The organism is Acetobacter malorum, from assembly GCF_002153605.1.
Classification (GTDB): Bacteria; Pseudomonadota; Alphaproteobacteria; order Acetobacterales; family Acetobacteraceae; genus Acetobacter; species Acetobacter malorum_A.
In genome coordinates, this window is record NZ_JOPG01000022.1 from 54,970 (window position 1) to 78,400 (window position 23,431).

A 23,431-nucleotide genomic window follows, 5' to 3' on the forward strand; every position below is an offset into this window, starting at 1 on the left:
CATAAAGCCAACCTGTTTTTTATGCGCCTGTTTCACGACAGACCCGCAAAACTGCGGCTCTTGGCACATCTCCAAAGTCGGAACGGATTTCCAGAACTTCAAGACCAGTCTCAGCCGCCACAGCGCGCAGATCATCCCCCTGCCCGATCCCAATTTCAAAGATCGCCACACCATCCTGCGTCAGCACATGGGGCATGCGGGCACACAGCACCCGATAGGCTTCCATCCCATCATCCCCGCCATCCAGCGCGGCGAGAGGCTCATGCAGCCGCACTTCCGGCATCAGCCCGGCCAGATCGGCTGTGGGGATGTAGGGCGGATTGCTCAGCACAACGTCAAAGCGCTTGCCCTGCAAGGCGTTGTCCCACACCCCGGCCATGAAGAGCGCCCGCTCCGCCAGCCCGCAACGCCGGGCATTCTCCTGCGCCAGCACGGCAGCCTCCGGGTTGATATCCACCCCAATCCCCCAGGAGTGCGGATATTCCGCCAGAGCGGCCAGCAACAGGCAACCCGTGCCCGTCCCCAGATCCAGCATGGTTTTGGGGCTTTGCGTTTCCGGGCAATAATCAAGCAGGCAGGACAGAAGAGTTTCACTATCGCCACGAGGCACCAGAGTGGCGGGCGAAACCGCCAGATCCAGCGTCCAGAAGCCCTGGCTGCCGGTAATAAAAGCCATAGGCTCCCGCGCGGCTCGCCGTGCCAGATAGGCCAGAAAAGGCTGTTCTGGCACCAGATCACGCGGGGAGCGAGAGAGCATCTGTTCCGGCGTTAGTCCCAGAGCGTAAGTCAGCAACAGACGCGCTTCCCGTCGTGGCGACTCAATCCCGGCGTCAGCCAGATCCCGGGCGCCCAGAGCGAGCAGTTGCTCCAGAGTCTGGCCGGTCTGGTTGTTTTCTGCTCTAGTCACAAGATTACTTTCCTGTCAGCGGTTCGGGTTTCATGACGCGTTTTTTCAGCATCTCCCCCATCTCCCGCACGGCCTTAGCGGTTTGTGCTGCTCTTGTCACAGCACCGCTTGCCGCAGCGCCCGCACTGGCGGGCGAATTTACCGTGACGGACGGCAAAGCGAGCGCTGAAATCTCGGAAGTCTCCCGCATTTATATTGATGGCACACTCGCAGCCACTATCCGGCTCAATGATCAGACCCCGGAAAAAACTATTCGGGTCACCACACCAGCTGGCCGCCTTGAGCACACCTATACGCTCTGCGGGGAGATTACGATCCGCACCCCGGAAGGCCGGGTAGAGACGCACGAAGTCAACAGTGATGGCACCCTGCACAACCCTGACCACCATCATTTTTACGCTTTAGGGTCAGATAACTTTACCGAGTTTTTCCTGCAAGACCCGGATGATCTGGACGCAGCGGAACATCACCCCGGCCAGTCTAACGTCTGCGCAACCCCGGTCAGCTAAAAGACCGGGAAGCTTCTTACAGCCCTTCGGCGGCCAGCAGAGCCGCCTGCTCTTCCTGCGTCAGAGCATCCACAAAGTCATCAATCTCGCCCAGCATGATGCGGTCAATCTTGTAGAGGGTAAGATTGACACGATGGTCCGTCACACGCCCCTGCGGGAAATTGTAGGTGCGAATACGCTCGGAGCGATCCCCCGTACCCACCTGAGAGCGCCTGTCTGCCGCACGGGATTCATGCGCCTGCGCACGCTCCCGCTCGTACAGACGCGCCCGCAGGATCTTCATAGCCTTGGCCTTGTTCTTGTGCTGGCTTTTTTCTTCCTGCATGGCCACCACAATGCCGCTTGGCATATGGGTAATGCGCACCGCACTTTCCGTTTTGTTCACATGCTGTCCACCGGCCCCGGAGGCGCGGTAGACATCAATGCGCAAATCGGTTTCATCAATGGTCACATCCACCTCTTCCGCTTCTGGCAATACAGCCACGGTCACGGTTGAAGTATGGATACGGCCCTGACTTTCCGTCGCAGGCACCCGCTGCACCCGATGCACACCGGATTCATATTTCAGGCGGGCAAACACGCCTTTGCCGGTAATTTCAGCAATCCCGCAGCGCAGGCCACCAAGTTCGCTTTCATCATAATCCATGACAGAAAAGCGCCAGCCCCGGAGATCCGCATAGCGGCGATAAAGATCGAAGAGTTCTGAGGCAAACAGCGCTGCCTCATCCCCACCCGCCGCGGGACGGACTTCCAGAATGGCGCTACGTTCATCTGCTGCATCACGCGGCAACATGGCCAGACGGACATCCTGCCGCAGTTGCGGGAGAGTTTCATGCAGTTCGGACAGCTCGGCTTCGGCCAGCTCCTTCATTTCAGGATCAGCCAGCAGTGCTTCCGCCTGACGGGCTTCCTGCTCCGCCGCCCGCAAGGCGTTAATGCGGGAGACGACGGGTTCTATTTCCCCGTATTCCCGCGAGGCCTGCGTAAAGGCCTCACCACTCACACCGCTTGCCAGCAGGGCTTCCAGCTCCAGCGCCCGGCCAACAATTCTGTCCAGCCGTTCGTCCAAAGTCATTGCGCGGCAGACTCACCTGCTTTGGTAAACACACTGGCCGCGTTGGAAAACAGCGTGTCGCGCGAGACTTCTGCTTCTTCGCCCGTTTCCATGTTTTTCACACGGAAGCTGCCCCGTGCCAGTTCGTCATCGCCCAGGAACAGCACGTGGCTGGCGTTCTGCTTGCCTGCCCGCTCCATCCGCTTGCGCAGGGAGCCACGGTAGCCGATTTCCACCCGCACACCTTGCTGACGCAGCGTTTGCAGAATGTTCAGCACAGCTCCTTCATCCGGCGATCCAACCGGCACGATCACCACAGAACGCGGCGCGACAGGCGCTTCTTCAAGCAGCATGGCGAGCCTTTCTACCCCGGCAGCCCAGCCGATAGACGGCACTTCCGGGCCGCCCATCTGCTGCACAAGCCCGTCATACCGACCACCAGCCAGCACTGTGCCCTGAGAGCCAAGGCGACGCGTGACGAACTCAAACGTCGTATGGTTGTAGTAATCCAGCCCGCGAACGATGCTCGGATTGACCTTGTAGGCAATGCCGAACCCGTCCAGCGTGCGCCGCAGGCCATCCCAGAACGCACGCGCTTCCGGCGTCAGGAACTCCTCCATCATCGGCGCTTCAGCCACCAGAACACGATCTCCGGCGTCTTTGCTGTCCAGAATCCGCAGCGGGTTCTTTTCCAGACGGTTCAGACTATCTTCAGACAGCTTGTCTTTATGGCCGGAAAAATACGCCACCAACGCTGCCCGCCAGGCATCACGGCTGGCTGTATCACCCAGCGTGTTGAGCTCCAGCGTCACATCATCTGCAACGCCAAGTGCCGTCAGGAGCTGGTGCGCCAGAGCAATGGCTTCCGCATCGGCCAGCGGCTCCGCAGCGCCAAGCAACTCAGCCCCAATCTGATGGAACTGGCGGTACCGGCCTTTTTGCGGGCGCTCATACCGGAACATCGGCCCGGCATAGAAAACCTTCTGCGGCAGAGACTGGGTCAGGCCATTGGTCACCAGTGCACGGCAAATCGCCGCGGTGCCTTCCGGACGCAGGGTCAGGCTTTCGCCGTCGCGGTCATTAAAGGAATACATTTCCTTGGAGACGACGTCCGACGTATCACCCAGCGAGCGGGAAAACACGCGGGTTTCTTCAAAGATCGGGGTCGCCCATTCATCAAACCCGTAAAGGCCAGCAATATGGCGGGCGACAGACACCACATGGGCGTGTCGGCGCTGCTGCTCCCCAATAAGGTCGTGCGTTCCTCTAACGGGCTGAATGCTGCTCACGAATGACTCCCGACCTGACATCCGCACGGTTCAGGGCCGCCGGATATCGTGTCCTGATCTGTAATAAAAAAGAAAAATCCCTCTGGTGCGCGGCAGGCCGAAAGCCCGCCCACGCACTTTTTGGAGACCTTATTTGGCGGAAGACATTTCCGGCAGCTCCGGCACGACGCCTTCAGCTTTTTCCTTGGCTTCTTCTGCCTGAATGGCCGCCACGCGGGCTTCCACCAGTTCCACAACATGCTCAATCATGTCGCCACCCGGCACGGTGTGGTCCTGCTTACCTGCGGAATAGACCATGTGGCGGCCAGAACCACCGCCGGTCACACCGAGGTCGGTCATCAGCGCCTCACCTGGTCCATTCACCACGCAGCCAATGATGGAGAGGGTCAGCGGGGTTTTGATATGGGCCAGACGATCTTCCAGCGTCTGCACCGTCTCAACCACGTTGAAGCCCTGACGTGCACAGGACGGGCAGGAAATGATCTTCACGCCACGATGACGCAGGCCGAGGGATTTCAGGATATCCCAGCCTACCAGCACTTCTTCTTCGGGTGCTGCGGAAAGAGAAACGCGCATCGTGTCACCCACACCGGCCCACAGCAGATTGCCCAGACCAATGGAGGATTTCACGGTGCCTGCACGCTTGCTGCCTGCTTCCGTAATACCGATATGCAGCGGATAGTCACAGGCATCAGCCAGCTGCTGATAGGCTGCAACAGCCATGAATACGTCAGAAGCCTTCACGCTGATCTTGAATTCACGGAAGTCATGATCTTCCAGAATTTTAGCGTGTTCCAGAGCGCTCTCTACCAGCGCTTCGGGGTTCGGCTCACCGTATTTTTCCAGCAGGTGCTTTTCCAGAGACCCGGCGTTCACACCAATACGGATGGAACAGCCATAGTCTTTGGCAGCCTGCACCACTTCACGCACGCGGTCGGGGCTGCCGATATTGCCGGGGTTGATGCGCAGGCAGGCAGCGCCAGCTTTTGCGGCTTCAATCGCGCGCTTATAGTGGAAGTGAATATCGGCCACGATGGGCACATTCACTTCCCGCACGATTTCTTCCAGCGCCTTGGTGCTGTCTTCATCCGGGCAGGACACACGCACAATATCGACGCCAGCCAGTTCTGCACGGCGGATCTGTTCGATCGTAGCCTGTGCGTCGCTGGTCAGCGTGTTGGTCATGGTCTGGACGGAAATCGGCGCATCCCCACCGACGGCAACTTTGCCGACATGGATTTTCCGTGATTTCCGACGCTCGATATGCTGGTAAGGCCGGTAGCCACTCATGTTACATCCTTTTGTCAAGACGACAGTTGTCAGGCAAACCGCGTTCCGTCACGCGCCTGCCCATTACGTTTGATGCCTTCCTGCCAAAATCAATGCGCGTTGGCTACATGAAAGCACGAAAAACAGTCCTTCAGTGCCCGCCTATGCCCTGAAGCTGACGAGCGTTCAGATCATCCGCACTGGGTTCAGGCTTTTCCACGGGCCGACGCCGGGGGCGGGGTTTAGCGGGCTCCTGCGGCGGCACATCAGCAACAGGCGGAACGCCCTGAGGCTGACCCTCTGCCCCGGCAGCATGCGTTGCATCCTCTCCGTCCAGCCCGGCTGGCCGCTTATTCTCGGGAACGGCGGGAGGAACCACGGCCCCAGTCTGGGCAGCGGGGCTTGTGGTCGGGCCAGACCCGGCCGCTACTGACCCTGCCTGGGCGGGGGCCGCCAGAGAGCCATCCTTTACAGCCTCAGGCGTCAGCACCAGCTTTCTGCGGACAGATCCGTTTCGGCCCAGAGGCTGGGTGGTCACGCTCCCTGCACTCAGGACAATACCACCGGCATTCCCTACAGTGAGGCTATACGGACCGCCTTCTGTAGGCACACTCCACTGATCGTCCACCTGCATGATGTGATCGTAAGCGACCTTACCGCTGGCATCTTTCACCTGCACCCAGCTAGGAGCAACGGCCTTCATGACAACCTGATTATCCGGCAGAACAGTTTGGGTCGCGGCTCCCGGCTGATCCGGCGCGGACTGGGCACCGGTCGCCACATCGCTGTTTCCAGCGGCAGTCTCTCCAGTTGCACCCGCTGCGGCCCCGGGTGCCTGTTCACCGCCCTGCGCTGCAGGAAATGCTGGCTTCGAGAAATCCGGGGTTCCGTTTTGATCCAGAGACGGCTGATTGCCACCCTGCGCCTGAGAAGCACCGGCACCATTACCCCCAGCGGGATCCTTCTGCTGATCTTCCGGCCTGCGGGAGGGCACTGCACCGGGCCCCGGTAGAATAGAGGCGACCTGCGGAGACGGCGCGTTATTGGTCTGCGCACCGGGAATAATGGTAGCAACCGGCGGCACATGCTCCGGCAGTGGCGGAGCATGCCCGATGAAGTGATACCAGCCGATATAACTCGCAAGAATAACTGCAAGCCCAAGAGAGACGCTGACGCCGGGCGGGATCCGCCTGTCAGGCGGCGGTGCGGGGAATGTCAGGTCCGGCTTGCGCCCCCCGCCTTTCCCTTCCCGCTTGTAGCGCACGACCAGCGCTGAGGCATCAAACCCCAAAGCGGCTCCATAGGTGCGCAAAAAGCCCAGCGCGTAAGCTTCGGCTGGGAAAACACCAGCCCGCCCGCTTTCCAGCGCTTCCAGATAAGATTCACGGATCCGCAGCCAGGCTGCGACATCCGGTAAAGACCATCCAAGCTGTTCCCGCCGCGTACGCAACGCCGCCCCCACCCCGAGGCTTTCAACATCAGGCAAAGGGGGAGAGAAAGCAGGAAGTTCCTGCTCTGGAACAGAACCGGATTCAGCCATTACAATCCATGCGCCGCTGCTGGCGGACGAGCGCCACAACAGCCTGCTCAACAAGGTCAGAGATAATTTCAGCCACAGGCTGAACGGCCTTTACCATACCCACGGACTGCCCGGCCATGACAGATCCGTTTTCAACATCACCATCAATCACAGCACGGCGCAACGCGCCAGCCCAGAAATGCTCGATATCAAGCTGAGCTTCTTCACGCGTCAGTTCACCGCTCTGGAAGCGGTTAATGACTTCAGCCTGATGCGCAAGGAAACGTCGGCTCCCTTCGTTCACCAGTCCACGTACCGGAATAACCGGGAAACGCTCATCCAGCTGAACGGACGTAATGGCGTCGCGCGCATTGGAACGCACAAAGGCCTTCTTGAATTTTTCATGCGCGATGCTCTCTGCCGCAGCAGCAAACCGCGTACCCAGCTGGCCACCGGATGCACCCAGCTCCAGATAGGACACCAGCGCATCCCCCCGGCCAAGACCACCAGCAACAAACACCGGAACCTGATCGATATGCGGCAGGATTTCCTGGGCCAGCACCGTCAGAGAAACAGGACCGACATGCCCCCCTGCTTCCGCGCCTTCGATCACCAGCGCATCAACGCCCATCTTGATCAGACGTTTGGCCAGAACCAGAGCGGGAGCAAAGGCGACAACCTTCGCGCCACCATCCTTGGCAGCCTTGATGGCCGCACCCGGAGGAATACCGCCAGCCAGAACGATATGACCGACGCCAGCTTTCAGGCAGACCTCAACCAGTTCATCCAGCTGCGGATGCATGGTGATGAGGTTCACACCAAACGGACGATCAGTCAGCGCACGGGTGGCTGCAATTTCTTCCGCCAGCCGTTCCGGCTGCATCGCCCCACAGGCGATCACGCCGAAACCACCAGCATTGGAGATAGCCGAAACCAGATTCCGCTCACTTACCCAGGACATCGCACCACCAAGAATGGCGTATTCCGTACCGAGAAACTCCGTGCCGCGCCGACACAGATGATCAAAGCGCGTCCGGGCGCGGGCTTTTTCAGCCTCGGTCGGCGGGGCGGTCAGGTCGAGAGCAGGCATGTCAGACATTATCCAGTCCATAGGCTGTGTGCAGGGCGCGCACGGCCAGCTCTGCATACTCAGCAGACAGCAGGACGGACACCTTGATCTCGCTGGTAGAGATCACCTGAATATTGATAGACCGCTCAGACAGCGTGCGGAACATGGTCGCTGCTACGCCAGCATGCGACCGCATACCCGTGCCCACCACGCTGATTTTCACCACATCATCGTCTGTTGCCAGCTCTTCATACTGCACGGCATCACGCACAGATTCCAGCGTGCTGATAGCGCGCGGCAGATCGGTCTTGCTGGTGGTAAACGTCATGTTCGTTGTGCCGTCAGCGCCCGTGCTCTGCACAATCATGTCCACATTCACATTGGCTTCGCTCAGCGGACCAAAAATAGCCGCGGCAATACCCGGACGATCAGGAATACGCCTGACCGACAGCTTTGCTTCATCACGGGAATACGCAATGCCGGTTACCAGTTTCTTTTCCACGATTTCGTCCTCATCCACCACAAGAGAGCCGGGCAGTTTACCTTCCACCAGCGCCGGACCATCCACAAAGCTTGAAAGCACCTGAACCCGCACCTGCTCACGCATGGCAAGGCCCACGCTGCGTGTTTGCAGCACCTTGGCCCCTACGGAGGCGAGTTCCAGCATTTCCTCATACGTGATTTTTTCAAGCTTACGGGCTTTGGCCACAATGCGCGGGTCAGTCGTATAAATCCCGTCTACATCGGTATAAATATCACAACGGTCTGCCTTGATGGCGGCAGCAAGCGCCACGGCAGAGGTATCAGACCCGCCACGACCCAGCGTCGTTACGCGACCATCCGGCCCTACGCCCTGAAAACCAGCGACAACCGGTACCATCCCTTCGGCCATGCAGCCCAGAAGGCGCTCACCGTCAATCGTGTCCAGGCTGGCTTTGCCATGTGCCGAGTCGGTGCGGATGGGGACCTGCCAGCCAGCAAAGGAGCGTGAGGGCACGCCCAGCTTTTGCAGTGCAATGGCCAGCAGTCCACTTGTCACCTGCTCCCCCGTGGCCACAATGGAATCATATTCCCGGGCATCATGCAGGTCAGACAGGCTCTGACAAAAGCCGACGAGCTTGTTGGTTTCCCCGGCCATGGCCGAGACAACCACCAGCACATCACAGCCGGCTTCCTTTTGTTTTTTGACACGCTCGGCCACAGCCTTAATGCGCTCAAGATCCCCCACGGATGTTCCACCGAACTTCATGACGATCCGAGGGACGGAACCGGGCATAATTTTTTTCTCCACCAGACGGGCTGCAAATGGTTGCGAAGCTTCACAAGGCGCGTCACATACCCTTCCCGGCCCCCTCTCGTCCAGCGGGGGAGATCAGCAGGAAAGGAATTTTGTTCCATGCATCCCTCCAGCCGAGACGCTGCCTCTTCCGTTTCTCCTGAGGAAATTGCCCGCTTCAGCGCACTGGCCAGCCAGTGGTGGGACCCCACAGGCCCCATGCGCCCATTGCACGCCATGAACGCCCTGCGTATCAGCTGGGCCTGCCGCCACTTTCCCATGCGGGGTCGCACCACGCGGCATGTACGGGTGCTGGACATTGGCTGTGGCGCAGGCCTCGCCAGTGAAGCTCTGGCCAAAGCCGGCCACGATGTTCTGGGGCTGGATGCCTCGGCCGACGGCATCGCCGCTGCCCGTGCGCATCTGGAAGCCCACCCGCTGCCAGACGGCTCCGGCACGCTGGACTACCGGGTTGGCAGCGCGGAAGAACTGGTGGAAGAAAAGGCGAAATTTGACGCAGTCGTCGCCTTAGAAATCATCGAGCATGTCACTGATCCTGAAGCATTTATGAAAATGCTCTCTGATCTGGTCGAGCCGGGTGGGATTGTGATTGTCTCCACCATGAACCGGACCCTGCGCTCTCTGGCGGTGGGCAAGATCGGCGCAGAATATGTGCTGCGTCTGCTGCCGATCGGCACGCATGAATGGCGCAAATTCCTCACCCCGGCAGAGCTTGGGCGCTTTGGCCGCGAGGCAAACCTGCGCATTCAGGCCCTTGCCGGCATGTCCCCCTCCCTTTCCGGGTGGAAAGAGAGCCGGGATCTGAGCGTGAATTACATTGCTGCCTTCAGGAAGGGCTAACGTCCGTCGGGTCAGCCGCAATCGTCATAAATTCAAAACATGTGGGGCTTCCAACTGGCGTGAAGTCCCACGTGAAACTGATTTTACCGGTTGTCTTATCTACGCGGAATGATGTGATGGAATCACTCCTCTGGTTTGCAACGTACAAATAGCTGCCAGACGGATCGAACATCAGAGACCGCCCATAATCGGCATGAGTCCAGATTTCATCCACCAGGGTCAGACTGCCGTCTGTCGACACCTGAAAGACTGCCAGCGAATCCCCGAGCCGATTTGAAACATACAAAAAGCGCTCATCCGGAGAGAGTAGAATCCCTGCAGCCAGCGTGCTTCCCCGGAAGTGGGCGGTGACCGAACTGACTGTCTGCTGCGGAGAAATTTTGCCGGTGTGGGGATCAAAATCGGCCACCACGACCTTGGAATCCTGCTCACACAGCAGATAGAGCTTTTTGCCCTCAGACCCGAAAACATAGTGGCGCGGCGCAGAACCGGGCGTCATGGTCGTAAAGGGCACCGCAGCGGGCGAGAGCTTGCCGGTCTCCAGATTGATGGTCCAGACGTAAACCCGGTCCAGCCCTGCATCCATCACCAGCACGAATTTACCGCTTGGATCGGTCTTGATCATGTGCGGATGCGCTGAGGAATGATCACTCACGGCAAAGTTACCCGGCGGGTTATCCGCGGCGCGGTCTGGCATCCGTGGGCCGGAATTATGGATAAGATCCGTCATGCGCCCAAGTGAGCCATCAGCCAGCACATGCAGAATACCAATGGTGCCCCCGGTGTAATTCGCCACCATAACAAAACGACCGGAGGGGTGAACGCTCAGATGTGCGGGGTCAGCCCCGCCAGAGGCAACCGTGTTCAGTTTTTTCAGGCCGCCTGTCGCCTGATCAACCAGAAAGGCCGTTACAGACCCGCTGTGCGAAGTGTCAAAATCATTGATCTCGCTCAGCGCATACAGAAAGCGCCGGTCGGGTGAGAGCGTGATGTAGGACGGGCTGGCGATATCAGTAAAGGTTGTCAGGTTTGTCAGCGCGCCCGTTTTCTGATTCATCTCAAAAACGCTGATGCCTTCTCCATTTCCGCCGGGCGGCCCATGTTTGGTATAACCGCCGATGTAACAGATGGTCCGCCGGGTTGGCTTTTCGTCCTGCGAAGGCGCTTTTGCTGTATCATCCGCCGCCTGCGCAGGCAGAGCGACAGTCAAAGCACCCGCAAAACTACCCAGACCAAAAATACGCCGGGAAAAGGAGTGTGTCATACTGTTATCGCCTTATTGTTTTTATTTCAGGGCATTTTGCAAACTGGCCCCAGTGTCCCTTCATACCGCGTCCAGGTCTGTGTTTCACCAAAAAGTGGCAATCCGATATAGCCCCGCAACTTCATGACATCTTTCTGCGGTGACCAGATCTGGGCCTGATAAACATGGCCGCTATCAGGATCGAGAATCTTGCCGTTCCAGCGATTTTTATCATCGGACGACTGACGAAAGCCGGTGAGCATCTGAATGCCGCACTCAGACTGCCCCTTATGATCTTTGGGCACATCGTCCCCCTGATAGCTCAGCCCGACAAGCTGACCACAGACGGTATCGCCACACATACCAATCTTGAAAACACCGTCATGCCCCTGGCTAAGCCAGTAGCCCATAAAGACGCTTTCCGGTGCTTCCGCAGCCTGCGCATGACCTGGCGCCGTCACTGCGGCACAGAGCAGAAACGAGCTGAGAAACGCCGTCATCCATGCGTTTTTGAGAGTCACGCTGCTCTTCTCCCTTTTCAGACACGCCAACAGAACGGCGGTACGGGCTGGAACCAGCTGGTGGTCATGCCACGTTACCGCCAGCCCTTCAACATTCAGCCATCGGCCCGACGTACCCATGGAATACTCAAAACGTCCACGCCTTCTTCCGCCAGCATGGCACGATCCTCTTCCGAGGCCTGACCGTAGATGCCGCGTTCCGGGGCTTCCTTGTGGTGCATACGCAAAGCTTCCTCTGCAAAGCGATCTCCCACATTTTCACACCTGCTTTCCACCGCCTGCCGGATTTTCTGAAAAGCGGCGACCATCTGGTCGGGCAGACCTGCGCTTGCAACCCTTTCCGGGGCACTCGCCACCGGAGATTCGGAGATCGGGCCGGAGACCGGGGCATCTGAGCGGTTTTTGGTAATGGCGGGGGCCATCAACGCCTGCTGCACGTCCGCATGGCCGCATTCCGGGCACGACAGAAAGCCACCAGCCTGTAACTGCGCAAAAGTTGCGCTGTCACGATACCAGCCTTCAAATTCATGCCCGGCAGCGCAGCGCAAACGGTAGCAGATCATCCCTCGCCTTCCCGGATCAGTCCGCCAGTCCAAGAGCCGCGTTCAACTGCCCTTGCCGTTCCAGACGCATCAGATCATCACAGCCCCCCAGAGGCCGTCCATCCACAAAGGTCTGCGGCACAGTGGTGCCACCGCCTGAGCGTTCATAGGCTTGCTCCCGTTCCGGCGTACCCCGCGGGGCATTGATCTCCTTGAACGGCACATTTTTGCTTTCAAGAAGACGCACTGCGCGTACGCAATAGGGGCAACCGGGCTGCGTATAAATTTCGATTACTGGCATCGTGCTGTTTTCCTCATCTCTCATGGTGCCTGCCAGACCCGGCATGCCGACACGTCTCTTCACATAGTCGTTTCCATGACTGGAAAATCAAGATCAACTTCTTTTTGCGCAGGCACGCGCCCCGCCACCAGCAGACTGACAGAAGCCGCACCGGCATCCAGCAGGCCCTGCGTGCAGACCGTTGCTGTCGCCCCTGTTGTCAGCACATCATCCACCAGCACCACAGCGCGTCCTGCAAGCTCTGAAACACGACCGGAGTGGACAGCAATAGCATCTACCATTTCCGCCTTCCGCTCCTGCGGTGAGAAGCTTGCCAGACGTGAGGTGGCTTTTCTGCGCACCAGAGCATCCGGCACACACGTCAGTCCGGCTCTGCGCGCCACCGCCCAGGCCAGAATCGCGGCCTGATTGTAACGCCGCCCCATCAGCCGCCAGCGATGCACCGGCACAGGCACCAGCACAGCGTCGGACGTGAGAATATCCTGCCCGGCCTGCACCATGCGATTTGCCAGAAAACGGGCATTTTCAAGTCTGTCAGCATATTTCAGTTGCAGGATCAGATCCCGGCTCGCCTGATCATATAAAAATGCGGCACGAGCATGCGCCCAGAGAGGATGATGGCGCTCACAGGCCGGGCACAACCCATCTCCGCCGATATACGCCTGTGCCGTTTGCGGCGTGGCACACGCATCACAACAAGGTGTCACGAGTGGATGCAATCGCCCAAAACAGTCTGTGCAGACCAGTCCTGCCTGCGCCACATCCGCATTGCATAACAGGCACGTCGGCGGAAACAGCACATCCAGAGCAGCTCCTCCTATTTTCCGGGCATACTTGCTCAGCATCACAAAGCCTCGTGCTGCATGTGTTTTCGCCATGCCTCCTCTTGGCAAACCGGCCTGAAACGCGCAGCGTCTCCCGTTATGGATGCCCCCGTCATTTTTGACCGCAAGGCTGTCAAAGCCCACAGAACCCGTTCAGCAAAACTGCAAACTTCAGTCATGCCCATTCTGGATGCTGCTGCGGATATTCTGATGGACCGGCTGGATGATGTCACCCGGCATTTTACCTATGCGCTTGATCTGGGCGGTCGTGGGATCATGGCGCAACGGCTGACAGCACGTGGCATTCCAGTCCTCTCGTCCGACCTTTCTCACGCTATGGCAGCCTGTGCTCCCGAACAGGCCGTTTGCGCGGATGAGGAAATGCTTCCCTTTGCGCCGCACAGCTTTGATCTGGTCACAGCCAGCCTCTCCCTGCACTGGATTAACGACCTCCCCGGCACGTTCAGCCAGATTTGCCGCATTCTAAAGCCGGATGGTCTCTTCCTCGCCAGCATGCCAATCCTCCCCACCCTGCGCCCACTCAGACAGGCGCTGGATGATGCTGAGCTCGCGTTGTGTGATGGAATTTCGCCACGCGTCTCGCCCCTGCCTACACAGCAAAGCTGTGCGCACCTGCTCCAGCGTGCAGGCTTTGCGCTGCCGGTTGTCGACACAGAAAAACTGGATTTGCGCTACCGCTCTCTCATGGCGCTTTTGCAGGATTTACGCGCAGCCGGTGAGACAAATGCTCTGGCGTTGCGGAGCAAGACTGCACCACCACGCCTCCTCTTTCCCGCAGCCGCCGCCGAGTTAAGCCCAAATGAAACAGACACGTTCGCCATGCCGCTGCATATGGCTATTCTGACTGCATGGGCACCCTCACCGACCCAGCAGCAGCCCTTAAAACCCGGTGCCTTTACCCATACACTGGAGAGCGTTCTTGATGCCGCTCAGCCTGCATCGCCCATCGACAGCAAGCGTTCTTAGTTAGCCACCTGTTACACTCATATGGCGCACCGGCCCGGAAACTTCTCCCGGCTTTGCGCCCAGCATGAAATCATGCCCTGTCGGCTTGCGATCAATGGCGGCCTGTATGCCTGCAAGAATAGCAGAATCATCCCCGCCAGAGCGCAAAATAGCCCGCAGATCCACGCCATCCTCATGCCCAAGGCAGGTATAAAGCTGCCCGGTGCAGGACAGGCGGACACGATTGCAGGTTGAACAGAAATTGTGACTCATCGGGGTGATAAACCCAATGCGCTGCCCGGTTTCCGCTACCCGCATATAGCGCGCCGGACCACCTGAGCGGTCCGCCAGCGGCTCCAGCGTCCAGCGCCTGGCAAGCTCCGCTTTAACCTCTGATAATGGCAGGTAGCGAGCCGTGCGATCTTCCCCCGTATCTCCCATTGGCATGGTTTCAATCAGGCAAAGGTCCGCACCGATTTCCCCACACCATGCGAGCATGGTATCAAATTCATCATCATTCACACCGGCCATGGCTACGGCATTGACCCGCACAGCCAGACCTGCCGCCCGCGCAGCCCGAATGCCATCCAGCGTGGCCGCCAGTTTTCCGCGCCGGGTTATGCGGGCAAAACGTTCTTCATCCAGCGTATCCACACTGACATTGACCCGCCGCACCCCGGCTCGGAACAAAGTCTCCGCATAGAGCGCCAGTCTGCTACCATTAGTTGTGAGGGTTAATTCGTCCAGAGATCCGGCCTGCTCGGGGTGATGCAGCCATTGGCCCAGCGTTTCAAAAAACGGGCCGATATCCCGCCGCACCAGAGGTTCACCCCCGGTAATCCGCAACCGTTTGACGCCATGCTTCACAAAAACCTGGCAAAGCCGCAGCAACTCCTCAAAATCCAGAACATCCGCGCGCGGCAAAAAGGTCATACGTTCGGACATGCAGTATGTACACCGCATGTCACACCGATCTGTGACCGAAACACGAAGATAGGAGATGCGGCGCCCCGCAGGGTCCACTAAACCGGACAACATAGGTCCTCTATATAGTCGGAAGGAAACGTTTTGTCGAAACCCAAAGTGGTCATGCCGGCCATAAACTTCAAGCCGGCAGGGTTTTCTTAATGTCCGGCGTTATTTCCCGAAAAATCCGGAGCAGACAGACCTGACTGTGCCAGTTGCGCAACCACAGCCTGCTTCAGGCGCTCAAGAGCAGCTTCATCCGGCCCTTCAGCCCGCACCACCAGCACGGCCTGAGTGTTGGATGCCCGCAGCAACCACCAGCCGTCAGGCGTATTGACACGCACGCCATCAATCTCAGAAACATCAGCGCCTTCGTGCCGTAAACGAGCCGCGACCTCCTCAATCACCTTGAATTTGCGTGTATCATCGCAGTCAAAGCGCACTTCCGGGGTAGAAACTGTGCGAGGCAATGCTTCTCTTATAGCTGAAAGCGGTTTGTCCTGACGCGCCAGAATTCCTAGCAGCCGTACGGCGGCATACAAGGCATCATCAAACCCATACCATTTATCAGCAAAGAAAATATGGCCTGACATTTCTCCGGCCAGCGGAGACCCTGTTTCTGCCATTTTGGTTTTAATGAGAGAATGCCCGGTCCGCCACATAAGCGGCTTGCCGCCGGCTTTCCGCACCTCATCAAACAGAACCTGACTGGCTTTGACATCGGCAATAATTGTCGCACCGGGATGCGTTTTCAAAACGTCTCGTGCCAGCAGAATCAGGATCTGATCTCCCCAGAGAATTTCCCCCTGATCATCCACCACGCCAACCCGGTCTGCGTCACCATCAAAGGCCAGACCAATATCAGCCTTCTGCTTCCGTACCTCAGCAATCAGTTGCTCAAGGTTTTTTGCAACTGTGGGGTCTGGATGGTGTGCCGGAAAATGGCCATCAATCGCGCCATTCAGAACGGTGTGTTCACCCGGCAGTTCGGCCACCAGTTTTTGCAGAACGTCACCCGCGGCACTGTTGCCGTTATCCCAGACAACTTTCAGGGGCTTCTCGCCCCCGTCCCAGTCTTTTAGCAGCCTGCGCACATAGTCCGTACGCAAATCAAGCCCGCGTATCGTGCCGCGTGCAGACGGCACGACATCGCCTGTTTTAGCAAGAACACCCAACTCCTGAAGCTGCGGGCCGAAAAAAGGCTTTCCGGCCAGCATCATCTTGAAGCCGTTATAATCAGCAGGATTATGGCTGCCCGTTACCATCACCGCACCATCCGCCTGTAAGGAGACAGAGGCAAAATACAGCATTGGGGTCGGGCCGCAGCGCACCCGCACAACATTCAACCCGCAGGCAACCAGCCCTTTAACCAGCGCATCTTCCAAATCCGGAGAAGACAGGCGGCCATCATAACCGGTCACGACAGTTTTGCCGCCATGGCGAACGACAACAGAACCAAACGTCCGCCCGATGGCAAAGGCATCTTCAGACGTGAGGCTTTTCCCGACAATCCCGCGAATATCATATTCGCGGAGACTGGTCGGGTTGAACGTGTGCGTAAACGTCATCAGATCTGAGACGTATATTTTTTCAGGAATGCTTTCACATCGTCAGCCAGATCGGGGCGTTCAAGAGAGAATGCGATCTGTGCTTCCAGGAAGCCGATCTTGTTCCCGCAGTCAAAACGCTCGCCTTCATAGCGCAGGCCATGGAAGGGCACGTGACCAATAGTTTTTGCCATAGCGTCCGTCAGCTGCACTTCACCACCCGCACCTTTTTCCAGCTTGGAGAGGTGTGTCATCACATCCGGGGTCAGAACATAACGACCAATGATGGACAGGTTGGACGGGGCATCTTCCGGCTTGGGCTTTTCAACAAGGCCTTTCACTTCCACCAGACGACCATCGTCCTTGCCGATGTCGAGAATGCCGTAACGGTTGGTCTGCTCACGCGGCACTTCCGTCACCGCCACAACATTCCCGCCAGTCTGGTTATAGGCATCAACCAGCTGCTTCACGCAGGACGTGCCAGATTTCACAATGTCGTCCGGTAGCAGGATGGCGAACGGGTCATCCCCGATAAAGCTGCGGGCACACCAGATGGCATGACCAAGACCCAGCGGCTCCTGCTGACGCACGGCAACCAGGGACCCGGCCTCGATGCTGGTGGGTTCAAGAGCTTTCAGGGTGTCCAGCTTGTTGCGTTCACGCAGTGTTGCTTCGAGCTCGTAGGCAATATCAAAATAATCGATCAGAGAATCTTTGCCACGCCCCGTGATCAGGCAGAATTCTTCAATCCCGGCTTCACGCGCTTCATCGATGGCGTACTGGATCAGAGGCCGATCGACGACTGTCAGCATTTCCTTCGGCATGGCTTTGGTTGCCGGCAGGAAGCGTGTACCTAGCCCTGCAACCGGCAGGACTGCTTTACGTAAAGGCTTGGGCTTGGACACGAATACGACACCTTAAAAATGAGTTACAACAAAAGTGAACACTGTCGCTCGTAATCGCGGGGACGCCCGCTCGTCAAATCAATCCTGCCCACCGACAAAACAACAGAGTGCTTTGTGTAAACACGCAGGAAAGTGTGACCGATACGGCAACACTGGCTCCATTTGCTTTTAAACCGGGAAAGCTGGGCCTGAATATGGCCAAATGAGCCAATTTACAGCTTTAAGCTGTTAAAAATTTAATATTTTGAGAAAAAGCAGCTCTCACAGAAACCAGAACGTTTTTAAACTGATTTTTGTGAGAGCTGAAAAAATGGTGCGGTCGAGAAGACTCGAACTTCCACGGGGTATTCCCCCACAAGCACCTCAAGCTTGCGCGTCTACCATTCCGCCACGACCGCACGTGACAACCAGCATCTGAAAGGCGATACCGTTTGGTGAGAAGCCCTATAACCGAACCGAGATCACGCGGCAATGACCAACGCACGTTTTTTATGGGAAATTAGCAAAAAGCCGGTTCCCTACCCCGCCGCACTGGCGCGCATGCAAACTCTGGCACGGGAAATCCGGGCCAATGAGGTCGTGGAGCGCGTCTGGCTGCTGGAACACCCGCCGCTTTTTACCGCAGGTACATCCGCCAAAGCGGAAGATTTATTCAACCCGCACCAGTACCCAACCTATGATGCCGGCCGTGGCGGCCAATGGACCTATCACGGGCCGGGGCAGCGAATCGCTTATGTTATGCTGGATCTGCACAAGTCTCACGGCGAGGTTCAGGCTCGTGATGTGAGATCTTACGTCCACGGACTGGAAGAATGGGTCATTCGCACCCTCGCAACTTTTGGATTGAAAGGGGAATGCCGCGAAGGGCGTGTCGGTGTGTGGGTCATTGATCCTGCAACCGGGCAGGAAGAAAAAATTGCAGCCATCGGCGTCCGTGTCTCACGCTGGGTAAGCTGGCACGGGGTGTCCATTAATCTGAACCCCCGCCTGTCCGATTTTGAGGGCATTGTCCCCTGCGGCATTCGGGAATTCGGCGTCACCAGCTTTGAGAAGCTGGGGCTGAATGTCACGATGGCCCAGTTGGATGCAGCGCTGGCGGAAAGCTGGCAGACTGTTTTTGGCAGCACGCCGTCTGCGCTCACACCCCTCCCAGACGAATGAACAATGTGCGCTGCCGTTCATCCAGAATGCGGATTTCATAAAGATCCAAAGCGCGTCCGGTATCCCGGAAAATCAATGTTACCAGCCCCTGTGACGGATTTTCCGTGCGCGCCAGCGAAATCTGCAGGATTCCCGGCGGCTTTTGAATATCAGTGACGGTCACCGGCCCTGAGAGCGTAATGGGGTTGCCCATCAGCACACCGAGCGGATTATGCGCCAGACCCATGCGTGTTTCAGACCCGGTCTGACTATCCTTGAACACGGCATGCGCGCCGGATGCTTCAAGATCCATGCTATGCGGCACGGTATAATTCAGGTGCAGGTAACCCGCGTGATAGGTCAGCACGCCACCACCGGTCGAACCATTCGGCCATGTCTGGGTGAACGGTATATTTTCCAGCTTTGCGGCCCGCAACCAGCTTTCAACACGAGCTGTATCACTGCCCTGAGGAGCGGTCTGACCGCCCTGCCCTGTGGCACAGGCAGCCAGAAAAGCCGGCGCCAGAAAAGCCAGACTGCGGCGCGTCAGACCTGAGGCCGCTTGATGCCGTGGAAGTCTTCTCTGCTGCGTCATGCCAGAGCACTTTCTTCTTCCGGCGTACGCAGTGTCAGCGCCAGTGCGTGCAGGCCACTGCCGAACTCGTAACTCAGCGCATCATGCACCATGCGGGAGCGATTCACCCGGTTCACCCCTTCAAACAGAGGACTGACCAGATAAACGCGAAAATGCGTTTCTGTCGCCCCGGCTTCCGGGCCGCGCGTCATGGCCACATGGTGGGCATGGCGGCTGCTTTCATCCAGAATTTCAAGCCGCGTCGGCTTAAAGGCAGCGGTCAGAGCGTCTCTTACCCGGCGGGCACGGATACCGTCTGCCTCAGGCGTGGAAGCTGAATTGCGTTGCGTCATCCTACGTTCCCTCTTGCACAGAACACACCAGCACGCACATAACCCTGATGATGAAGCGAAGGAATACCCGTCACCGGGCGTTCGATCCGGATCCGGATGCGCCCCAGCGCTGCTGTGACATGCCTGATTGTGAAAAGCCGGCAGGCTACCGTGCCCCCCGCTCACGCGAGACTCTCAACCAGTATTACTGGTTCTGTCTCGAGCATGTGCGGGAGTATAACGCACGCTGGGATTACTACAAAGGGATGTCACCCGGCCAGATTGAAGCGCATCTGCGTGCCGATATCGCATGGGATCGGCCGTCCTGGGCGTTTGGCCAGAGTGCGAAGCCGGGTAAGCAGACATTTAATGAAGAAGATGTTCTCGACCCGCTTGATATTCTCGGCCAGAACCGACGCTCCCGCGCGGAACGCGCCAAAAGTCGCGCCACGCCCGGCGCACCGGAAGCCCTGCGTGAACCTCTGGCAACACTCGGCCTGCCCTGGCCTGTAACGCTGGACGATGCAAAAGCGCGTTACCGCTCACTGGCCCGCAAACATCATCCGGATGCCAATAATGGTGACCGACGCTCGGAAGAGCGGCTGAAAAGCATCAATGTTGCGTTCACGGCCCTCAGGGCACATCTTATGTCAGAGGGCCTCGAAAAAGCGGGGTAACCATGCCATGCTGGCTGCATTATAAAAGAAGTAGCCCGGACACAGGCGCGTGTCTGACTGCCTTCCGGAATGCCCACCCTACCAGACGGATAAAGAATGACTGATTCTGCCAGCCTGACCACCACAGGCGATCTCCCCCCGATTTCAGCTCTTTCTGCGCCTGATCTTCAGGTTTCTGTGCGCGAGGTGTTTGGTATCGATTCTGACATGACGGTTCCGGCCTTCTCCGTCCGTACCGAGCATGTGCCGGAGATTGACCCTGCCTATCTGTTCGACCACGACACCACACTGGCCATTCTGGCAGGCTTTGCGTTCAACCGCCGCGTGATGGTGCAGGGCTTCCACGGGACCGGGAAATCTTCTCATATCGAGCAGATTTCTGCCCGTCTGAACTGGCCATGCGTCCGCATCAATCTGGACAGCCACGTCTCCCGTATCGACCTGATCGGCAAGGACGCCATTGTGGTGCGCGATGGCCAGCAGATTACGGAATTTCAGGAAGGCCTGCTGCCCTGGTGCCTCCAGCACCCCTGCGCTCTGGTGTTTGATGAATATGATGCAGGCCGCCCGGATGTGATGTTCGTCATTCAGCGCGTGCTGGAAGTGGAAGGGCAACTGACCCTGCTGGATCAGAACCGCGTGATCAAACCGCATCCGTGGTTCCGTCTGTTCGCTACCGCCAACACCATTGGTCTGGGGGACACGACCGGTCTGTATCACGGCACACAGCAGATCAATCAGGGCCAGATGGACCGCTGGAACATCGTGACGTCCCTGAATTATCTGCCGCATGCGCAGGAAGTGGGTATCGTGCTCTCCCGCATGGGTATCAGCCCGGATGACAGAGAAGCCCGCCGCACTATTGAAAGTATGGTCGCGCTGGCTGAACTCACGCGTGCAGGCTTCATGGCGGGGGATCTGTCCACCGTGATGTCCCCGCGCTCCGTGATTGCATGGGCTGAAAACGAGAAGATTTTCAAGGATACGGCGTTCGCCTTCCGCGTGACCTTCCTCAATAAGTGTGATGAGGCCGAACGCGGCATGGTGGCCGAATATTATCAGCGCTGCTTCAACAAAAGCCCCCTGTCCAAATAAGGGCGTCTGAAGCACAAACGGAGAGCGGCTTTATCAATGGCTGACAGCAGGAAGGGAGCGCACGCTCCACCGTCTGGCCATAACCGGCCAGCCAGCGAGTCCGAGCAGACCAACAAGGTTGATGCCTTTAAGCAGGCCACAGCAGCCACTTTGCGGGCCATCGGCGGCCAGCGGGATGCAGAGGTTTCATTCCATACAGGCAACATGCCTGTGGGGCCGATCAGTCTTGCCGGAAAAATCCGCCTCCCCCAGCCTTCCCGCCATATGGATGCGGAAGAAATTGAGCGTATCCGTGGGGTCGCGGATGCGCAGGCGCTGCGGCTGAAACATCATGATTTTGACCTGCACCATGCCCGGCAGCCAGACGATGCGATGGCGCGTGAGGTGTATGACGCGCTGGAACAGGCCCGTATTGAGGCTGTTGGGGCGCGGCATATGCGTGGCGTGGCTGCAAACCTGCGCCACAGACTGGAAAAGGACTGTCAGGCTGCCGGGCTGGACCGGATTACAGACCCCGATGAACTCTCTCCGGCCGTTGCACTGGAACTGCTGGCACGGGAACGCCTGACTGGCGAACCGTCCCCGGACTCTGCGCAGTCTATCTTGCGTAAATGGCAGGCTGCTCTTTCCCCGCAGGCACAAACCGCTCTGGAAAATCTGGCTCTCAGTCAGGATGATCAGGCTGCCTACGCCAAAGCGACCCGGAGGCTTCTGGCGGCCTGCTCTCTGACGGAAGACGACACGCCATCGGACGAGATGGAAGCCGATGATAACGGCTCAGACTCTGCTGCGAACGAAGACAAAAGCAACGCTCCGCCACCAGAAGCGCAGGAGGAAGATGTTCCGCCAGAGCCGGACTCTTCTTCCGACCCGGTCCCGCAGCCTGAACTGATGGGCGGCGGCGGTGAAGCCTCACCAGAAGCAATGGAAGAAGACCGCGAGGGCAGCGGTGCTGATGGCACGGGCGAAGCCGCAGGCCCCAGCGCTCCCCCTGAGCGCGAGCCAGGTGAGACCGCTGGCGGATACCACGCCTACACCACCGCCTTTGATGAAGAAATCAAAGCAGAAGAGTTGTGTGACCCGGAAGAACTGAACCGGCTACGGCACCAGCTGGACCTGCAACTGGCCACGCTGCAGGGGGTTGTCTCCCGTCTGGCCAACAAACTGCAACGCCGCCTGATGGCCCAGCAGACGCGCGCGTGGGAGTTTGACCTTGAAGAAGGTATTCTGGATGCCGGGCGTCTTTCGCGCATTGTGGTCAACCCTATGCTGTCCCTCTCCTACAAGCGGGAGCAAGAGACAGAATTTCGCGATACGGTTGTCACGCTACTGATTGATAATTCCGGTTCCATGCGCGGTCGCCCCATTTCGGTGGCAGCGTCCTGCGGGGATATTCTGGCCCGCACGCTGGAACGGTGTGGCGTGAAAGTGGAAATTCTCGGCTTTACCACCCGCGCGTGGAAAGGCGGCCAAAGCCGCGAGCAATGGGTTAAAGACGGCAAACCGGCAGAACCCGGACGCCTGAATGATCTGCGGCACATTATCTACAAAGCCGCTGACATGCCCTGGCGGCGGGCACGCCCCAATCTCGGTCTGATGCTGCGTGAAGGGCTTTTGAAAGAAAACATCGACGGTGAAGCCCTGCTCTGGGCATGGCGGCGCCTGAAGGGGCGGCCGGAATCCCGCAAGATTCTGATGGTGATTTCAGATGGCGCGCCGGTGGATGACAGCACGCTGTCCGTCAACCCGGCCTCCTATCTGGAAGACCACCTGCGCGCTGTTATTCATCAGATTGAAGAACGCAGCCCCGTCGAACTGACCGCTATCGGGATTGGTCATGACGTGGGACGCTATTATCAGCGCGCCGTGACCATTACCGATGCGGAAGAGCTGGGTGGCACCATGTTGCAGGCGCTTTCCGGTCTGTTTGATGAAAAACAGAACCGGCCCGGTCGCCGCGGCAAAGCCAGACGGCGATAAACCCTGCCTTTCAGTTCTCATCCTTCAGCACAGGCACCGATACAAAAACCGGCACCTGCGCTGAA

At 58.2% G+C, this 23,431-nt stretch carries 24 protein-coding genes and 1 tRNA gene; 7 read left to right on the plus strand and 18 right to left on the minus strand.

Features of this window, described 5'->3' with window-relative positions; all coding sequences use genetic code 11:
• Positions 1-19: 19 nt before the first annotated feature.
• On the minus strand, positions 20-907 hold the full coding sequence (prmC, locus tag HK23_RS10010) for a peptide chain release factor N(5)-glutamine methyltransferase (RefSeq protein ID WP_086653852.1): 888 nt from the start codon (positions 905-907) through the stop codon (positions 20-22).
• Between the two features lie 32 nt (positions 908-939).
• Here prmC and HK23_RS10015 point away from each other — a divergent pair, with 32 nt between their 5' ends.
• Positions 940-1,416 (plus strand): hypothetical protein, encoded by a 477-nt coding sequence (locus HK23_RS10015; protein ID WP_086653853.1) that lies wholly within the window; start codon positions 940-942, stop codon positions 1,414-1,416.
• Between the two features lie 16 nt (positions 1,417-1,432).
• Here the strand turns inward: HK23_RS10015 and prfA are convergent, their stop codons facing one another.
• The 6 genes from prfA to HK23_RS10045 all read right to left on the minus strand — a co-directional run bounded on the left by prfA (position 1,433) and on the right by HK23_RS10045 (position 8,892).
• Positions 1,433-2,491: a peptide chain release factor 1 gene (gene prfA / locus HK23_RS10020; protein ID WP_061504849.1), complete on the minus strand. Its 1,059-nt coding sequence runs from the start codon at positions 2,489-2,491 to the stop codon at positions 1,433-1,435.
• The gene (gene hisS / locus HK23_RS10025) at positions 2,488-3,759 is read right to left on the minus strand and encodes a histidine--tRNA ligase (protein ID WP_179193869.1); all 1,272 of its coding nucleotides are present in this window, start codon (positions 3,757-3,759) and stop codon (positions 2,488-2,490) included. Before hisS ends, prfA begins: the two co-directional genes overlap by 4 nt.
• Positions 3,760-3,888: 129 nt before the next feature.
• Positions 3,889-5,049: a flavodoxin-dependent (E)-4-hydroxy-3-methylbut-2-enyl-diphosphate synthase gene (gene ispG / locus HK23_RS10030; protein WP_062140149.1), complete on the minus strand. Its 1,161-nt coding sequence runs from the start codon at positions 5,047-5,049 to the stop codon at positions 3,889-3,891.
• 130 nt (positions 5,050-5,179) lie between these two features.
• Entirely contained in the window at positions 5,180-6,568 is a 1,389-nt protein-coding gene (locus HK23_RS10035; RefSeq protein WP_179193870.1) for a helix-turn-helix domain-containing protein, read from the minus strand.
• Positions 6,561-7,646, minus strand: a complete 1,086-nt coding sequence (locus HK23_RS10040) for an NAD(P)H-dependent flavin oxidoreductase (protein ID WP_063908197.1) — start codon at positions 7,644-7,646, stop codon at positions 6,561-6,563. Before HK23_RS10040 ends, HK23_RS10035 begins: the two co-directional genes overlap by 8 nt.
• Positions 7,639-8,892, minus strand: coding sequence for an aspartate kinase (locus tag HK23_RS10045; protein WP_063908196.1), 1,254 nt, complete (start codon positions 8,890-8,892; stop codon positions 7,639-7,641). Before HK23_RS10045 ends, HK23_RS10040 begins: the two co-directional genes overlap by 8 nt.
• A gap of 120 nt (positions 8,893-9,012) precedes the next feature.
• On the opposite strand from HK23_RS10045, the gene ubiG reads away from it, so the two are divergent.
• Positions 9,013-9,753, plus strand: a complete 741-nt coding sequence (gene ubiG, locus HK23_RS10050; RefSeq protein WP_086653855.1) for a bifunctional 2-polyprenyl-6-hydroxyphenol methylase/3-demethylubiquinol 3-O-methyltransferase UbiG — start codon at positions 9,013-9,015, stop codon at positions 9,751-9,753.
• Here ubiG and HK23_RS10055 read toward each other — a convergent pair.
• From HK23_RS10055 to HK23_RS10075, 5 genes are all read right to left on the minus strand, one after another.
• A complete protein-coding gene (locus HK23_RS10055) occupies positions 9,740-11,017 on the minus strand; it encodes a lactonase family protein (RefSeq protein ID WP_086653856.1) in 1,278 nt (425 codons plus the stop codon). The two genes, ubiG and HK23_RS10055, sit on opposite strands and share 14 nt — an antisense overlap.
• 26 nt (positions 11,018-11,043) lie before the next feature.
• On the minus strand, positions 11,044-11,517 hold the full coding sequence (locus HK23_RS10060) for a DUF2147 domain-containing protein (protein ID WP_231888475.1): 474 nt from the start codon (positions 11,515-11,517) through the stop codon (positions 11,044-11,046).
• A 95-nt stretch (positions 11,518-11,612) separates the two neighbouring features.
• Positions 11,613-12,080: a DUF1178 family protein gene (locus HK23_RS10065; protein ID WP_086653857.1), complete on the minus strand. Its 468-nt coding sequence runs from the start codon at positions 12,078-12,080 to the stop codon at positions 11,613-11,615.
• A 16-nt stretch (positions 12,081-12,096) separates the two neighbouring features.
• Positions 12,097-12,360 carry a glutaredoxin 3 gene (gene grxC / locus HK23_RS10070; protein ID WP_063908401.1) on the minus strand — a complete coding sequence of 88 codons (264 nt, stop codon included), beginning with the start codon at positions 12,358-12,360 and terminating at the stop codon, positions 12,097-12,099.
• Positions 12,361-12,419: 59 nt separating this feature from the next.
• Positions 12,420-13,238 (minus strand): ComF family protein, encoded by an 819-nt coding sequence (locus HK23_RS10075; protein WP_256940147.1) that lies wholly within the window; start codon positions 13,236-13,238, stop codon positions 12,420-12,422.
• Between the two features lie 45 nt (positions 13,239-13,283).
• Here HK23_RS10075 and HK23_RS10080 point away from each other — a divergent pair, with 45 nt between their 5' ends.
• Positions 13,284-14,171: a methyltransferase domain-containing protein gene (locus tag HK23_RS10080; RefSeq protein WP_086653858.1), complete on the plus strand. Its 888-nt coding sequence runs from the start codon at positions 13,284-13,286 to the stop codon at positions 14,169-14,171.
• On the opposite strand, the gene moaA is transcribed toward HK23_RS10080, so the two are convergent.
• The 4 genes from moaA to HK23_RS10100 all read right to left on the minus strand — a co-directional run bounded on the left by moaA (position 14,172) and on the right by HK23_RS10100 (position 17,966).
• Entirely contained in the window at positions 14,172-15,188 is a 1,017-nt protein-coding gene (moaA, locus tag HK23_RS10085) for a GTP 3',8-cyclase MoaA (protein ID WP_086653859.1), read from the minus strand.
• Positions 15,189-15,274: 86 nt separating this feature from the next.
• Positions 15,275-16,684, minus strand: coding sequence for a phosphoglucomutase/phosphomannomutase PgmG (gene pgmG, locus HK23_RS10090; protein ID WP_086653860.1), 1,410 nt, complete (start codon positions 16,682-16,684; stop codon positions 15,275-15,277).
• Complete coding sequence (galU, locus tag HK23_RS10095; protein WP_063908191.1) at positions 16,684-17,568, minus strand: UTP--glucose-1-phosphate uridylyltransferase GalU; 885 nt, start codon at positions 17,566-17,568, stop codon at positions 16,684-16,686. Before galU ends, pgmG begins: the two co-directional genes overlap by 1 nt.
• Positions 17,569-17,879: 311 nt before the next feature.
• Positions 17,880-17,966: transfer RNA gene (locus tag HK23_RS10100), tRNA-Leu, on the minus strand.
• Positions 17,967-18,039: 73 nt separating this feature from the next.
• Between HK23_RS10100 and lipB the strand changes: the two genes are divergently transcribed.
• Positions 18,040-18,729, plus strand: a complete 690-nt coding sequence (gene lipB, locus HK23_RS10105) for a lipoyl(octanoyl) transferase LipB (RefSeq protein WP_086653861.1) — start codon at positions 18,040-18,042, stop codon at positions 18,727-18,729.
• Here the strand turns inward: lipB and HK23_RS10110 are convergent.
• On the minus strand, positions 18,707-19,303 hold the full coding sequence (locus tag HK23_RS10110) for a hypothetical protein (RefSeq protein ID WP_086653862.1): 597 nt from the start codon (positions 19,301-19,303) through the stop codon (positions 18,707-18,709). The genes lipB and HK23_RS10110 overlap by 23 nt on opposite strands.
• Complete coding sequence (locus tag HK23_RS10115) at positions 19,300-19,635, minus strand: BolA family protein (RefSeq protein WP_062251081.1); 336 nt, start codon at positions 19,633-19,635, stop codon at positions 19,300-19,302. The genes HK23_RS10110 and HK23_RS10115 overlap by 4 nt, the downstream gene beginning before the upstream one ends.
• 47 nt (positions 19,636-19,682) lie before the next feature.
• On the opposite strand from HK23_RS10115, the gene HK23_RS10120 reads away from it, so the two are divergent.
• The 3 genes from HK23_RS10120 to cobT all read left to right on the plus strand — a co-directional run bounded on the left by HK23_RS10120 (position 19,683) and on the right by cobT (position 23,366).
• Positions 19,683-20,291, plus strand: a complete 609-nt coding sequence (locus tag HK23_RS10120) for a DnaJ domain-containing protein (RefSeq protein ID WP_086653863.1) — start codon at positions 19,683-19,685, stop codon at positions 20,289-20,291.
• A gap of 96 nt (positions 20,292-20,387) precedes the next feature.
• Positions 20,388-21,386: a cobaltochelatase subunit CobS gene (cobS, locus tag HK23_RS10125; protein ID WP_063908190.1), complete on the plus strand. Its 999-nt coding sequence runs from the start codon at positions 20,388-20,390 to the stop codon at positions 21,384-21,386.
• Positions 21,387-21,422: 36 nt separating this feature from the next.
• Entirely contained in the window at positions 21,423-23,366 is a 1,944-nt protein-coding gene (cobT, locus tag HK23_RS10130; protein WP_086653864.1) for a cobaltochelatase subunit CobT, read from the plus strand.
• Positions 23,367-23,431: the final 65 nt, after the last annotated feature.